Source organism: Saprospira grandis (assembly GCF_027594745.1).
GTDB lineage: Bacteria > Bacteroidota > Bacteroidia > Chitinophagales > Saprospiraceae > Saprospira > Saprospira grandis.
The window spans coordinates 656,153-669,534 of record NZ_CP110854.1 but is presented as its reverse complement, the minus strand read 5'-3'; the positions used below and the strand labels follow the sequence as shown (position 1 = coordinate 669,534).

Here is a 13,382-nt window from a genome sequence, read left to right as displayed (position 1 = left end):
AAGCCGCCAGGCCTAGCGCTGTGGAGCAGTGCGGCGCAGCCGCAGACCCAGGCCGTCAGGCCGCAGGGCCGAGCAGACCTGCGAGCTGCGCAACATAGCGCAGCAGCTTGCTGCTGAGGCCCCAAAATAATTATAGAATAAACAGCAAAATAGCAAAGCATGAAAACGGAACAGCATCAGAAAGTGAATACCTTATTTAATAGCTGGGCGGGCACCGAAAGAGGCGAGCGCATGGCCTTGGGGCACGACCCCTTATTGCAGCCCTTAAAAACCGACTGGAACTGGGAGGAAGTAGAGGCTGTTTTGGACCTCGGTTGCGGTAATGGACGGGCTTTGTCTTTGGTGCAGAATTGGGGTGCCAAGGCCTTAGCTGGATTAGATGTATCGGATAAAATGATTGCCGAGGCCCAAAAAAATGTACCCACCGCCGATCTGCAAGTCGGCAGCATAGAGGCCTTGCCTTGGGCCGATGATCGCTTTAGCCATCTCCTTTCGGTAGAAGCCTTATATTATTTGGAGGACCCCCATCAGGGCTTGGCAGAAATCCGCAGAGTATTGAAAGCGGAGGGGCGTTTGGCCATTATGATTGAGTTCTTTGCCGAGAATGAAGCTTCTCATGTTTGGGCCAAGAACCTACCGACCGCCATGGTCATTTGGTCGGAAGCCGAATGGGTAGCGGCCTTGAAAAAAGCGGGCTTCCCCAATGCCAAAGCCAGCCGAATTCGGAGAACGACAGTAAAGAGCGAGGAAGAATTTCAACCCTCGCCATCCTTCCCTTCTTATGCGCAATATCTGGCCTATGTAGAGGCTGGTGCGCTTTATCTACAAGCTTAATCAGCTGCCTAAAAGGCCCTTAGTAAGATGTACTAAGGGCCTTTTTTGAGGGCTTTAGCGAGCATTGGTTTAAGACCAATTCTAAAGGAGGACCTATATTTTTTGCTCTGCTCTTTTAGCCTTATTTTTGTATTGAATAGTGAAATAGATAGGTCATCTTTATCACCTAAAAGTTTAGGTAGTTGCCTTATCTTTGTAGTAGAAAATCACCGATAATATGAAAATAATGAGCTTTACTGCGATCATATTGAGCAGTCTATTTTTCTTTCTCCCCAAAGCTGAGGAAATACAGCCCCTTCCTTTAACGCCAGCCTTGCCTAGCGATGCGGTAGAATTGGGCGAGCGTTTATTCTTTGACAGCATTTTGTCATTGGACCAAACGATTAGTTGTGCTTCTTGTCATCTTCCAGAATACGCCTTTGCCGATACCTCGGCCTTAAGTAAGGGCGTTGGTGGAGCTTTAGGGGATCGGAACACCCCTTCGGCCATGAACATGCTATCTCGAGAGATCTTTTTTTGGGATGGGCGAGCGGCCACCTTGGCCGAGCAGGCCCTTGGGCCCATAGAGAACCCTGTAGAGATGAACTTGCCTTTAGATTCGGCCATTACGCGTTTAATGGCTGATGAATATTATTCGGCTGCTTTTGCGGCCCTTTATCCAGAAGAAGGATTGACCAAAGAGAACCTAGGCTTGGCCATTGCGGCCTATGAAGAAAGCCTAGAGACGGGCTCTGCCTACGATCAATTTGCGGATGGCGATAGCTCGGCTATTTCGGCATCTGCTATGCGAGGCATAGAGATCTTTAATGTAAAGGGAAAGTGCTTTGACTGCCATTTTGGTCCAGACATGACGGGCGATGAGTTTAAGAATATTGGGACCTACAATGGGCAAGAGTTCAATGATGTCGGGCGTTTTTCGGAGACCAAAGACAGCAATGATTTGGGTAAATTTAAGGTGCCTGGTTTGCGTAATGTTGCCGTGACGGGGCCTTATATGCATGACGGAAGCTTTAAGACCTTAAGAGAAGTAATAGAGTATTACAATACGCCCAATGCATTTCGTCCGCACGCTATTGGTCGAGACACGCTTTTGAGAGAGCCTCTGGGCCTAACGGAGCAAGAAATGGATGATCTAGAAGCCTTTATGCGCAGTTTGACTGCCCCTCAATTTGAGCATCTTTTAGCTAGAAAAGAGGAGTAGGAGCCGCGGTTTCTGGAAGAGCATAAAAAAAGGGCCAAGCAATTGCTTGGCCCTTTTTGGTTTTAGCGGAGACCGCTTAATTATTCTCCTTGAGCGAGCGAGTAAGCGCGCTCATCATCAAAGTTGTAGAGGTTTTCTGTTTTTACAACATCAAAGCCTTCGGCATGTAGGCGTTGGAGGAGGCCCAAAACGCTTTCGTAGCTAGCGGCACCCTCTGGGCTGATGAAGCGGCAAGGCCAGTGGTCGGTACAGAAGGTCTCTGGGCGACCGTTGGGGTAGACCTTTTGTCCACGGTTGGTCACGGCTTTGAGGCGGAGACCATTTTGGGCTAAAGCTTCGAGTTTTTGGCCCAAAACATTGGGGTTACGCTCGCCATTTTCGCCAGGCCATTCCAAAAATACATCGATACCTACCAATTCTTTTTTCACGCGGCTCACTGTGGGGCGTTTAGCCTGTACGGGTTTGGCATTAGCGTCATAAGTCACCTCTTTGAGTTGGCTAGGAATACGGCCAAGGCGCTCAATAACAGCATCGGCAAAGGCTTGAGTGCCTACTTTTTGCTTGCTGCTACCTTCCGTGTAGATATCGCCAGTATGGATACCATCTTCTAGGGTCACCATAAGGGCGTTTTGGATTTTAGCGGCTACTTCAGCTTGGCCAAGGTGGACTAACATCATGCAAGCGCCATTGAGCAAACCAGAAGGGTTAGCAATGTCCTTACCTGCAATATCGGGAGCAGAGCCGTGGATGGCTTCAAACATGGCGAAGTTTTCTCCTACATTAGAAGAACCGCCAAGTCCAACAGAACCTGCTACCTGAGCGGTAATATCAGAAATGATATCGCCATAGAGGTTCAGGGTAACCACCACATCAAAACGATCGGGTTGGTCGGCCAAAAGGGCAGATCCGATATCAATGATCCAGTGTTCGGCTTCGATTTCGGGATATTCCTTGGCCACCTCATTAAAGATTTGGTGGAACATACCGTCGCTCATCTTCATGATATTATCCTTAGACATACAAGTCACTTTCTTGCGGCCGTTGGCTTTGGCGTATTCAAAAGCGTAGCGGATGATGGCTTCACTACCGGGGCGAGAGACCAACTTAAGACATTGGAAGACCTCAGAAGTTTGGCGGTGCTCAATACCTGCATAAAGATCCTCTTCATTTTCGCGGACCACCACAACGTCCATAGTAGGGAAGTGGCTGTGCACATAAGGCGTATAGGCCTTAACGGGGCGCACATTGGCAAAGAGGCCCAAGGTTTTGCGAATGGTTACGTTTAGGCTTTTGTAGCCCCCTCCTTGAGGGGTGGTAATGGGGCTTTTGAGGAAAACGCCAGTCTCGCGGAAAGTATCCCAAGCAGAGGGATCAATGCCAGATTCTTGGCCAGAGAGATAGACCTCTTTACCAATTTTGACGGTTTCATATTCCAATTCAGCGCCGGCTGCTTTCATAATTTTAAGTACGGCCTCCATAATTTCCGGTCCAATACCGTCTCCGTAAGCCACTGCGATCTTTTTCATGCAGGTTTTTCTTATTTTTGCGTGAAGTAATTATCCAATAGTATATTGGTTATCTTGCTCTATATATAGATTTCGCAATTTAGTTTAAAATTCATAATATGCCAAGGTTTTGGGCGCTCTTATCCATTTTATCTTTAGTTTTTGTGAGCAATTGCACCATCCGTTTTAATGATTGGGATATCAGTCAGGAGGTAAAGACCTTTTCGGTCCAGCAATTTGAAACGACAGCAGGCAATGCGCCCCCTACTTTGGGGCAGCAGTTCTCTGAGCAAATTAAGGAGCGGGTCATGAATGACACCCGCCTAAGTTTTAGCCCCAACAAGGGAGATATTCAGTTTTCTGGGGCCGTGAGTAGTTATGAGGTGAGCCCAATTGCTCCACAGCCGGGGGCTACGGTCAGTTTGCAGCGGCTAACGATTAAGCTCAATATTGCCTTTAGAGACAATACGGATAAGGCCAAAAACTGGGAGCAGAGCTTTAGCCGCTTTTCCGATTTTTCGGCCGAGGTAGACATTTCTTCGGTAGAAAGCCAGTTGGTAGAAGAGATTTATGCTCAAATTATTGAGGATGTCTTTAATAAGGCCTTTGGGAACTGGTAAGTTATTGGTCCAAATAAACGGTTTTGCAGGCCCGAAGGGCCGCAGGCTGAGGGATAGTAGGGGGGGGCCGCAGGCCAGACCGAGCTTTTTTGAGCGCAGCGAAAAAAAGCGATGGGCCGAGCGAGCAGCGAGCCCCCGCATAGCCCGACCCGAGCGAAGCGAGTGGGCAGCCCCAAAAAAAAACAGCCACTCAAAAAGTAGCTGTTCATCGGTTAATCTTCAAAAAGGAATTGGCGAAGCTGGGTGGCTTCCTCGGGCTTAATTCTGCCAGCCAACAGCAAGCGCATTTCTCGGCGGCGGAGGGCCTCCTCATAGCGCTTTTCCTGCTCGGCCGTTAGGGGAAGCACCTGCGGGACCTCCCGAGGGCGTTTGCGCTCATCATCTACGGCCACAAAAGTGAAATAGGCATCATTGCAGCGGCGCATATTCCCGCCTTTAATATCGGCCGAAAAGACCTCGACATAGACCTCTACGGAGGTAGAAAAAGCGCGAGTTACGCTACATTGTAGGGTAATCACATCGCCTAGGGGAATCGGTTTTTGGAAAGACACATGGTCCACCGCCACGGTCACCACATAGCTCTCGCAATGTCGGCCGGCACAAATACCAGCGGCCACATCCATCCATCGCATTAGGTTGCCGCCCATCAGGTTGTGAATGGGGTTGGTGTCGTTGGGCATAATCATTTCGGTCATGACCGTTTTCGAGTCGGCTACTTTTTTTGCTTTCATGCTATAATCTAAAGAGTTTTGAAATGCTGTTTTAGGAGGTTTTGGGGCCTCAGCAGCAAGCTGCTGCGGGCCCTTACAGGGCTCGCAGGTCTGCTCGGCCCTGCGCCAGCAAGCTGGCTGGGTCTGCCGCTGCGCGGCACCCTTTCAGGCCCCTAGGCCGGCGGGCCTTCGGCCCTTTTTACTGTAGGTTGCTGCGGCGGCTTCGCTGCAAGAAAATCCTGCTTTGGGGCCAAATATGGGGCAAAGGTAAACGCTTTTTCATTATTTTGGGCCAAAATGAACTTAAGCTAGGGTTAAAACAATAAGAACAAAGATGTCTACTTGCTCCAAAACGGCTCAGTATTTTGCCAGTATTCGCTCTTCGGCCAAGGCCTTAGCGGCTTTTTTCGAGGCCTTTCCGAAAGGAGGCGACATTCATCATCATGCTTTGGGGGCACTCTTGCCCGAGGCCATCTGGGCCAAAGGGGGCCGCTTTTGGGCCAATGCAGAGGGGCAGCTGTCGGCCAGTGCCCAGCCTGGTTTTTTGCCCCTCTATAACTACAATAAAAGCGAAATGCTCGACAACTGGTCGATAAAAGGGGCCAGCAAGGAAGGGCATGCCCAGCAATTTTTCAACTTCTTTGGGAAAATCGCCCCCATCTTTCAGGGTCAAGAAGGCTATTGGCTGGGCCAAATTGCCCAGCAGGCCGCAGCAGAAAATATCCTTTATGTCGAAACCCTCATTGAGGCCCCCGCTGCCCGGCAAGAGCTCTGGAGCTGGACCCAAGGCTGGAGCAGCCAGCCCACCAATTTTGAGGGCTGGGCCCAAAGTCTGCTTAACTACGGAATAGAAGACTTAATTCAAGAAGTACTGGCCGAAGTAGCGGGCTGGAAAGCCGATTATCAGGCTTTAGCGGGGCCCAAGGCTCAGCTTGGCCTACAATGGTATGCGGTGCGGACCTACCCCTTGCCCATGGTTTTTGCCCAGCTTTATCTGGCCTTTCAGTTGGCCCAACAGTCGGATTGGGTGCTGGGCGTCAATTTGGTTGGGCCAGAACATGCCGAGCTCTCCCAGGCAGAATTTGAGGGCCAAATGCAGGCGCTTCGATACCTCAAAGAATTATTTCCAAGCGTTCCTTTGGCTCTACATGCTGGAGAGCTTCGGCCCGATATTTTGGCCGGCCGCCCTTACCAAAACCCCATTGAGCAGGCGATCCATCTCGGCGCTAAGCGCATTGGGCATGGGGTGGGCTTGCCGCTAGAAAGGGATGCAGCCGCTTGTTTGCAAATGATGAAAGAGCGAGCTATTCCCTTAGAGCTACTGCTAACGAGCAATGCTTTTATCTTGGGCCTTCCTGCCGAGCAACATCCATTTTCTACTTATTTAGCGGCAGAAGTGCCTATTGTACTGGCTAGCGATGATCCCGCCCTTTTGGCTACTAGCCTGAGTCAGGAGTATTGCCTTTTGGCCCAAAATAGTCAGTTGAGCTATGAAGACTTTAAACAACTATCTTTTAATAGTATTCGATATAGCTTTTTGCCAGAGAAAGAAAAAGAAAATTTAGAGCAGGAACTAAAAAAGGCGTTCTTGTCTTTTGAAGACCGTAAAATCAACCCCATTAACCACTAAAATTGACCATCAATGATCAACTTTGAAGATCGATTGAATCAGGCCTTAGAAAAAGGCTATGATTTTTCTCCCTCCGAGGTCCTCAGTCAGGCCTATGAAACCGTTAAAGCCAAAATGGGAGAGTTTATTGGCTTTTTGATTATCTACCTTATTGTTAGCGGCAGCGCTTCTAGTCTGGCCAGCGCTATTGCTCCGGGCCTAGACAATCTGGTCTCTCTCTTTTTTTCGGCTCTTTGGTTGCCGGGCTATTATTATGCGGCCCAGGCTATCCGAAGAGGCCGGCCTTTTTCCTTCAATCTCTTTATGGATGGCCATAAAAAGGCTGGCAAGCTGATCGGCTATCAGTTTTTGCTAACGATTTTGATCTATTTGCCGCTCATGCCCGCTATAGCGAGCCTCTTTTTTCAAGATAATATTATGGCGGAGTTTCAACTGATGCAGGAGCTCGCCCAAACTGGCGAGTTTTATATGCCCCAGCTGAGCGGCCTGAGCATTGGCCTTTTGATTGTAGGCTTTTTTGGTACGCTTTACCTGAGCTTTTCTTATACTCTAGGTCAGGTGATTTTAACCATAGCAGATTTTGGTATCTGGGAGTCGCTAGAGGCTAGCCGCAAATTGGTCCAGAAAAATTTCCTGACCTTTATCGGGCTGTTTTTCCTTATCATTGGCATCAATATTCTAGGCGCTTTGCTGCTTTTTGTGGGCCTGCTGGTTTCTGTTCCTGTCAGCCTGGTGGTTAACTATGTTGTCTTGGAAAAGATTTTCCAATTGTATAAAGAAGATGATCATGAACAAAATATTAGCGATCACTTTGTTGATCAGTAGTTTGCTTTTTGCCGCCTGCGAAAAGGCTAGCGAAGAACGCTGGATCAATGAGCGGAACGAAATCAGAAGCTATTTAGAACAGGCGGGAATCGATTATTATGAAGATCCCGAAGCGGGCTATTTCCTCTACTTTTTGCAAGAACCAGATACCCTTAAAGATCAGCCCGATATTTCTTCTACGCTAGAGCTGCGCTATAAGGGCCAAATCTGGCAAGGGGCCACTTTTTACAATAGCTTTGATAGCAGCTCTGCCGATATGCTGCCCCTTTCTGGGACCATCCCCGGCTTTCAGCTCGCTAGCCAAAAGATGTATGTGGGGAGCCAAGCTGTATTTATTTTGCCCTCTCGCCTAGCTTATGGCGAGCAGGGCCTAGCTCCAGATATTCCCGAAAATGCTATCCTCTCTTTTGAGGTTTCTCTAGAAGAGGTGCATGTGCATTTTTAAATTTCGGATTATTTTTTGGGGCTGCCCCGGCCTTTGGCCGGGTCGGGCTCTGTCGTGGCTCGCTGTTCGCTCGGCCCTGCGCCGCCTTCGGCGGCTGGGTCTGCGGCTGCGCCGCCCCACTTTCCATCCCTCAGCCTGCGGCGGCTTCGCCGCCTGCTAGACCCAAAATTTATATTTTATTTCCCAATCAAGCGCTCATTTTTTTCAAAAAAATGAGCGCTTTTTTCATTTGGGCGCAAACTTTGCCTTAGCCCAATCGAACTCAAGATCTTTTACTAAAAACAGACTCGCTATGAAAATGATCAAAATATGGGGAATGGCCCTAATGGCCTTGGCTTTAACCACTCAAGCAGAAGCCCAAAATGCCGTCAAAAAATTGAAAGTCACTCAAGCCGATCTCAACCGAGACCAGCAAGAGCTAGCCGATTATCAAGTTCGTCTAAATGCCCTTAAGTCAGCTTATTCGGCTAAGGATTATGCTGGAGCCGAACGTCAAAAAAATCTTTTGCTTCAAGATGTGGCCCGTGAGTTTGGGCAAACCCAAAATCGCATCAATGAAGCAGGAATCAAAATTAAAGAGCGGCCCGAAAAAGGGGAGGGCTCTAAGGGCAAAGGAAAAGGAAAGGGCAAAGGCAAGAAAAAAGGCCATAACAAAAAGGCAAAAGCTCATGCTAAAAAGCATAAAATTCATGGGCCAAAAAAAGTTTATCACCAACAAAGACGCCTAAGCGAAAAACTCCCCCAAGCACAATTTGGCGCTAATGTAGAAGCCAAAAAAATGGATAAAGCTATCAAAGGATTTGAGCGCTTTGCCCAAAGCCTAGAAAGCGATATCATCAATACCAAAAAAGCCTTGGGCCAACTGCCTATAGAAGAGCGGCCAAATAAAGGCAAACGAAAAGGAAAACAAAAAGATACCGAAGAACTAGACGATTAAGAACGATCAAGCAATTTGGTCCAAAAACGCCCGCTGCCCCAAGCAGCGGGCGTTCTGCGTCTAGAGGCGGCGCAGCCGCCTGGCTGAGGGATGGACAGCAGTGGCCGAAGGCCAGACCGAGTTTTTTGAGCAAAGCGAAAAAAAACGAAGGGCCGAGCAGACCTGCGAGCTGCGAAACAGCCCGACCTGGCCAAAGGCCAGGGCAGCCCCAAAACGTTACTAAAAACTTAAAACCTGTAAATGTCGCCTGCGATATAAAAACCTGAGCTATATTTGTATCGCAAGCGATATTAAAAATCACCAAAAACCAAGATAATTATGCTTATTTACAGCACAGCAGCCAAGGCCAAAGGAGGCCGAAATGGAGAAGTAGCCACAGAAGATGGCGTTTTGAGCGTATCGGTACGCATGCCCAAGGCATTGGGTGGGGCCAATGACGAACACACGAATCCCGAGCAGTTATTTGCGGCCGGTTATGCGGCTTGTTTTGATAGTGCGCTCAATTTGGTCGCCCGAACCCAAAAGCTCAAAATTACTTCTGAAATTAGAACGGAAGTGGGTTTGATGAAGAATCAGGAGGGTGGTTTTGACCTCAATGTAGCGATTGAGGCCAAAATTGAGGGCGTAGAAAAGGCCCAAGCTCAGGCCCTTTTAGAGGCGGCCCATGCCGTTTGTCCTTACTCTAGAGCCATTCGAGGGAATGTAGATTGCAGCATCAGCTTGGCAGATTAGGGCAAGAATTTTAATTCTTTCTAGAGAGAGGGCTATCTTTGGTCCTCTCTTTTTTTGTTTAAATTTGTGTCTATGGACAAAAAAATACCTTTACGCCTCGATCAGCAGTTTTGTTTTCCGGTTTATGCGGCTTCGCGCCTGATTATTCGGGCTTATCAGCCTTTGTTGGCCCCTTTGGGCATTAGTTATCCGCAATATTTGGTCTTTTTGCTCCTTTGGGAGGAAGATGGCCGCAGCATGAAGGATTTGCGAGAGCGCCTTTTGCTCAATAGCAATACCATTACGCCCTTGATGAAGCGGATGGAAAAAGAGGGCTGGCTCCAACGCCAAAAAGATCCTCAAGATGAGCGAGTATGGCGCATTTACCTAACAGACAAAGGGCAAGCGCTCAAAGAGGAGGGCCAAAAAGTGCCTACTCAACTGATTGCGGGCCTAGAAAAAAGCGAATTGCAGCTAGAAGACCTGCAAGAACTCAAAAAAGGCCTAGAGTTGCTGATCGAACAATTGAGCTAGTTCGATAAGTTGTTTATCTTTGCGCCCATCAGCAAAACTCTATTTTCTTGAAATATTACTGCATTGCCGGAGAAGCTTCTGGCGACCTACACGCTAGCTTTTTGCTTTCGGCCCTCAACGCCCTAGATCCTCAGGCCCAGTTTCGCGCTTGGGGGGGCGATCTTATGCAGGCCCAAGGGGCCGAGCTAGACAAACACATTCGGGAGCTGGCCATTATGGGCCCCGTTGAGGTTTTGCTCAAGATTTTTAAGATTTTCCAGAACTTTGCCGAATGCAAAAAGAATATTCTCGACTTTCAGCCAGATGTCCTGATTCTCATTGATTATTCGGGCTTTAATCTGCGTATGGCCAAATGGGCCAAAAGTCAGGGCCTAAAGGTGGTTTACTATATTTCGCCTCAGGTTTGGGCCAGCCGCGCTAGCCGTGTCGAGAAGATCAAGCAATATGTAGACGAGATGTATGTGATTTTGCCCTTTGAGGAGGAATTTTACCGCCAAAGGGGCATGAAGGTGCATTATGTAGGCCATCCGCTGATTGAGGTGGTGGATAAACACCAGCCCAATCCCGATTTTCTGGCCCAAAATAATTTAAGCGCAGATCAACCGATTATTGCGCTTTTGCCCGGTAGCCGAAAACAGGAAATTCGCTCTATTCTCTCTTTGATGTTGACGGTTTTGCCCAATTTCCCCAAGGCCCAATTTGTGGTGGCGGGTGCCCCCAGTTTAGAACCCGAATTTTACCGCAATTTCTTGGCGCCTTTTCCACAAGTCACTTTTGTCCAAAACCAAACCTACGACCTGATGGCGCACAGCCAAGCGGCCCTGGTCACCTCGGGCACGGCCACCTTAGAGGCCGCTCTTTTCGAGCTCCCGCAGTTGGTTTGCTATAAAACGCACCCAATTTTTTACTGGATAGCCAAGCAAATTATCAAGGTTCCTTATATTTCGCTGGTCAATTTGATTATGCAAAAGGAGTTGGTGCCCGAATTGATCCAAAATGATTTGAATCCTCAACGCCTAAAAATGGAACTCCAACAACTTTTTGAGGACGAAAATCGTCAACGTATAGCCCAAGAATATAAGGCGCTGCGCAATAAACTTGGCCAAGCTGGCGCCCCTCAGCGAGTGGCCCAAGGCATTCTGAAGTTTCTGGCGCCTCCAAAAAATTAAGATATGATGTATTTAGCACAAATTGAATTTGCCTCTCCCAATTATGACGATTTGGTGGCCCTCCGCAAAGAGGCCCTAATTGAGCCCCTAAAAATGACTTTTGAACTGGAGGACTGGGCCGCAGAGGCCGAGCTTTTGCATTATGCCCTCTTTTCTGAAGAGCATGAGCTATTGGGGGGCGTGATCCTCAAACCCGAAATCGAAACGGAGGCCGGCAAACGCAACGAAAAAGCCGAATTGCAGCAAATCGTGATCGCTCCTGAATATCAGGGCCAAGGCCTCGGCCGATTTATGCTCTCTCAACTGGAAAGAGTGGCCCTTTTTGCAGGTTGGAATCACCTCAGTCTGCTCACGCATACCGCCGCTAAAGCCTTCTACGAAAAGTTAGGCTATAAGCAACAAGGCAAAGAAAAAATGATTCAAGATCAGGCCCACCACCTGATGGTTAAACGCATGAAAGAAGAGTTGTTGGTAGAGGCCGAAGCCCCTCAGTTGGAGGCCCCCACTACCGAAGAAACAACGGAAGAAGAGCAGTAGGATGAAGGTTTGGGGCCTCCGCCTCGCTGCGCTCGTCGGCGCTACGTTTCGGGGCTCGCTATTCGCTCGGCCCTGCGGCGCAAAGCGCCTTGGTCTGGCCTGTGGCCACCCCTGCACATCGCTAGGCCTGCGGCCCTTCGGGCCTGCTACATCCAAAAGTACCTTCGCTTCATCATAAAAACAGCTAAATTGAAAAAAGGAACTACCTTAGAATTAGATATCGTAGATATGGCCTTTGGCGACAAAGGCATTGCTAAACTCCCTACCGAAAATGGGGAGTTTATTGTCTTTGTAAACAATAGTATTCCGGGCCAAAAAGTAGCGGCTCGCATCACCAAAAAGAAAAAGCGCTTTGCCGAGGCCAAACTCATTAAGGTTTTGCAGCCCGCAGCCGAAGAAATAGAATTGCCCTACCAACGGATTCCAGGCGCTCCTTTTGCCGCCTGGCCCATTGAAAAGCAAAGAACGGCCAAAGAGCAATCTACTCTAGAGATGTTCAAGCGCCTAGGTGAATGGGAAAATGTAGAAGAGGTTTTTGAGGGCTATATTGCCTCGCCCAAAAGTTGGCACTACCGCAACAAAATGGAATATTCTTTTTCTAGCCTTCGCTCTGAGCTAGGGACCGAAGAAGAAAGTTGGGATTTTGCCCTGGGCTTCAAAAGAAGGGGTCAATGGTGGGCCGTAGAAAACCTAGATGCAGATTCTGGCCTCTTTGATGAGCAGTTGGAGTCGCAGCTGTTCCGCATTCGAGAGTTTTGCGAAAAAACGGGCCTTCCCGCTTGGGATCCCGCCAAAAGCAAAGGCTTTTTCCGCTTTTTGGTGGTCCGCAAATCATTTGCTCAAGATGCGCTTTTGTTTAATTTGGTGACGACCTCTAAGGGCTTGGACCAATTTGACCAGACCGCTTTTGTGGACCTGCTCAAGGATATTTTAGGCGAAGACCGCCTAGCTGGCGTTTTGCATAGCCTCAATGATGAGGTAGGCGATGCCGTTAAGCAATTGCCCGAAAACCAAAAGCTACTTTATGGAGATCCCAAGGTGGTAGAAGAATTATTGGGCCTCTCTTTTGAGATTTCTATGCAGAGCTTTTTCCAGACGAATCCCGCCTGCGCAGAGCTGCTCTACCAAAGAGCCATTGCTTATGCCGAAGAAGCCATGGCCAAATTGGGCCAAGAAGGCCTTTGGGTGATGGACCTCTTTTGTGGAACGGGAACCATTGCCCAGCTTTTGAGCCGTAGCCCAAAAATTCAAAAAATTATTGGGGTAGATATTGTCCCTGAAGCCATTGAGGATGCGGCCAAAAATGCAGCCCGCAACAATATTGAAGGTATTGAGTTTTATGCGGCCGATGTGCGCAAATTCCTTTGGGAATATCCACAGTTTAAGCAAAAGATTGGGGTCATTGTTTTGGATCCACCTCGTGGAGGAATTGTGCCCAAGGCCCTGAAAAGAGTGATTGAATTGGAGGCGCCTGCTATCGTTTACATTTCTTGTAATCCAGCTACACAAGCTCGTGATAGCTTGGTCCTAAGAGAAGCAGGTTATGAGGCGGTTAAACTCAGTTTGGTGGACCAGTTTCCGCACACCAGCCATATCGAATCAGTCATTTTATACTTGAAAAAATAGCCCAGACGTCTGGGAGGTGGCAGGTGGGCTTTGCCCGCCTGCCATTGGCCTAGCGATCTGGCTGTTTTTACTGTAGGTTAAAACCCACAGCAACTGTG

The 13,382-nt window shown here is 48.6% G+C and carries 14 protein-coding genes; 12 read left to right on the top strand and 2 right to left on the bottom strand.

Annotation, left to right across the window (positions count from 1 at the left end; genetic code table 11):
* Positions 1–159 precede the first annotated feature (159 nt).
* On the top strand, positions 160–834 hold the full coding sequence (locus OP864_RS02600) for a class I SAM-dependent methyltransferase (RefSeq protein WP_270099743.1): 675 nt from the start codon (positions 160–162) through the stop codon (positions 832–834).
* Positions 835–1,051: 217 nt separating this feature from the next.
* Positions 1,052–2,035, top strand: a complete 984-nt coding sequence (locus OP864_RS02595; RefSeq protein ID WP_270099742.1) for a cytochrome-c peroxidase — start codon at positions 1,052–1,054, stop codon at positions 2,033–2,035.
* A gap of 80 nt (positions 2,036–2,115) precedes the next feature.
* On the opposite strand, the gene OP864_RS02590 is transcribed toward OP864_RS02595, so the two are convergent.
* Positions 2,116–3,561, bottom strand: coding sequence for an NADP-dependent isocitrate dehydrogenase (locus tag OP864_RS02590; protein WP_270099741.1), 1,446 nt, complete (start codon positions 3,559–3,561; stop codon positions 2,116–2,118).
* Positions 3,562–3,659: 98 nt separating this feature from the next.
* Between OP864_RS02590 and lptE the strand changes: the two genes are divergently transcribed.
* Complete coding sequence (lptE, locus tag OP864_RS02585) at positions 3,660–4,160, top strand: LPS assembly lipoprotein LptE (RefSeq protein WP_270099740.1); 501 nt, start codon at positions 3,660–3,662, stop codon at positions 4,158–4,160.
* Between the two features lie 212 nt (positions 4,161–4,372).
* Here the strand turns inward: lptE and OP864_RS02580 are convergent, their stop codons facing one another.
* Positions 4,373–4,891 (bottom strand): acyl-CoA thioesterase, encoded by a 519-nt coding sequence (locus tag OP864_RS02580; protein ID WP_270099739.1) that lies wholly within the window; start codon positions 4,889–4,891, stop codon positions 4,373–4,375.
* A gap of 313 nt (positions 4,892–5,204) precedes the next feature.
* On the opposite strand from OP864_RS02580, the gene OP864_RS02575 reads away from it, so the two are divergent.
* From OP864_RS02575 to rlmD, 9 genes are all read left to right on the top strand, one after another.
* The gene (locus OP864_RS02575) at positions 5,205–6,500 is read left to right on the top strand and encodes an adenosine deaminase family protein (protein ID WP_270099738.1); all 1,296 of its coding nucleotides are present in this window, start codon (positions 5,205–5,207) and stop codon (positions 6,498–6,500) included.
* A gap of 12 nt (positions 6,501–6,512) precedes the next feature.
* The gene (locus tag OP864_RS02570; RefSeq protein WP_270099736.1) at positions 6,513–7,325 is read left to right on the top strand and encodes a hypothetical protein; all 813 of its coding nucleotides are present in this window, start codon (positions 6,513–6,515) and stop codon (positions 7,323–7,325) included.
* Positions 7,288–7,770: an FKBP-type peptidyl-prolyl cis-trans isomerase gene (locus tag OP864_RS02565; RefSeq protein WP_270099735.1), complete on the top strand. Its 483-nt coding sequence runs from the start codon at positions 7,288–7,290 to the stop codon at positions 7,768–7,770. Before OP864_RS02570 ends, OP864_RS02565 begins: the two co-directional genes overlap by 38 nt.
* A gap of 292 nt (positions 7,771–8,062) precedes the next feature.
* Positions 8,063–8,707 carry a hypothetical protein gene (locus OP864_RS02560; protein ID WP_270099734.1) on the top strand — a complete coding sequence of 215 codons (645 nt, stop codon included), beginning with the start codon at positions 8,063–8,065 and terminating at the stop codon, positions 8,705–8,707.
* 318 nt (positions 8,708–9,025) lie between these two features.
* Complete coding sequence (locus OP864_RS02555) at positions 9,026–9,439, top strand: organic hydroperoxide resistance protein (protein ID WP_270099733.1); 414 nt, start codon at positions 9,026–9,028, stop codon at positions 9,437–9,439.
* A gap of 72 nt (positions 9,440–9,511) precedes the next feature.
* Positions 9,512–9,952, top strand: coding sequence for a MarR family winged helix-turn-helix transcriptional regulator (locus tag OP864_RS02550; protein ID WP_002660021.1), 441 nt, complete (start codon positions 9,512–9,514; stop codon positions 9,950–9,952).
* 47 nt (positions 9,953–9,999) lie between these two features.
* Positions 10,000–11,121, top strand: coding sequence for a lipid-A-disaccharide synthase (lpxB, locus tag OP864_RS02545; RefSeq protein ID WP_270099732.1), 1,122 nt, complete (start codon positions 10,000–10,002; stop codon positions 11,119–11,121).
* Positions 11,122–11,124: 3 nt separating this feature from the next.
* Positions 11,125–11,658 carry a GNAT family N-acetyltransferase gene (locus tag OP864_RS02540; protein ID WP_041329461.1) on the top strand — a complete coding sequence of 178 codons (534 nt, stop codon included), beginning with the start codon at positions 11,125–11,127 and terminating at the stop codon, positions 11,656–11,658.
* A 189-nt stretch (positions 11,659–11,847) separates the two neighbouring features.
* Entirely contained in the window at positions 11,848–13,284 is a 1,437-nt protein-coding gene (gene rlmD, locus OP864_RS02535; protein WP_270099731.1) for a 23S rRNA (uracil(1939)-C(5))-methyltransferase RlmD, read from the top strand.
* Positions 13,285–13,382: the final 98 nt, after the last annotated feature.

What these genes read in the sequence shown, in the direction of transcription:
- OP864_RS02590 (WP_270099741.1), bottom strand. Translation starts at nt 3,561, where the DNA reads ATGAAAAAGATCGCAGTGGCTTACGGAGACGGTATTGGACCGGAAATT.
- OP864_RS02580 (WP_270099739.1), bottom strand. Translation starts at nt 4,891, where the DNA reads ATGAAAGCAAAAAAAGTAGCCGACTCGAAAACGGTCATGACCGAAATG.
- lptE (WP_270099740.1), top strand. Translation starts at nt 3,660, where the DNA reads ATGCCAAGGTTTTGGGCGCTCTTATCCATTTTATCTTTAGTTTTTGTG.
- OP864_RS02540 (WP_041329461.1), top strand. Translation starts at nt 11,125, where the DNA reads ATGATGTATTTAGCACAAATTGAATTTGCCTCTCCCAATTATGACGAT.
- OP864_RS02550 (WP_002660021.1), top strand. Translation starts at nt 9,512, where the DNA reads ATGGACAAAAAAATACCTTTACGCCTCGATCAGCAGTTTTGTTTTCCG.
- OP864_RS02575 (WP_270099738.1), top strand. Translation starts at nt 5,205, where the DNA reads ATGTCTACTTGCTCCAAAACGGCTCAGTATTTTGCCAGTATTCGCTCT.
- OP864_RS02565 (WP_270099735.1), top strand. Translation starts at nt 7,288, where the DNA reads ATGAACAAAATATTAGCGATCACTTTGTTGATCAGTAGTTTGCTTTTT.
- OP864_RS02600 (WP_270099743.1), top strand. Translation starts at nt 160, where the DNA reads ATGAAAACGGAACAGCATCAGAAAGTGAATACCTTATTTAATAGCTGG.
- OP864_RS02555 (WP_270099733.1), top strand. Translation starts at nt 9,026, where the DNA reads ATGCTTATTTACAGCACAGCAGCCAAGGCCAAAGGAGGCCGAAATGGA.
- OP864_RS02595 (WP_270099742.1), top strand. Translation starts at nt 1,052, where the DNA reads ATGAAAATAATGAGCTTTACTGCGATCATATTGAGCAGTCTATTTTTC.
- OP864_RS02570 (WP_270099736.1), top strand. Translation starts at nt 6,513, where the DNA reads ATGATCAACTTTGAAGATCGATTGAATCAGGCCTTAGAAAAAGGCTAT.
- OP864_RS02560 (WP_270099734.1), top strand. Translation starts at nt 8,063, where the DNA reads ATGAAAATGATCAAAATATGGGGAATGGCCCTAATGGCCTTGGCTTTA.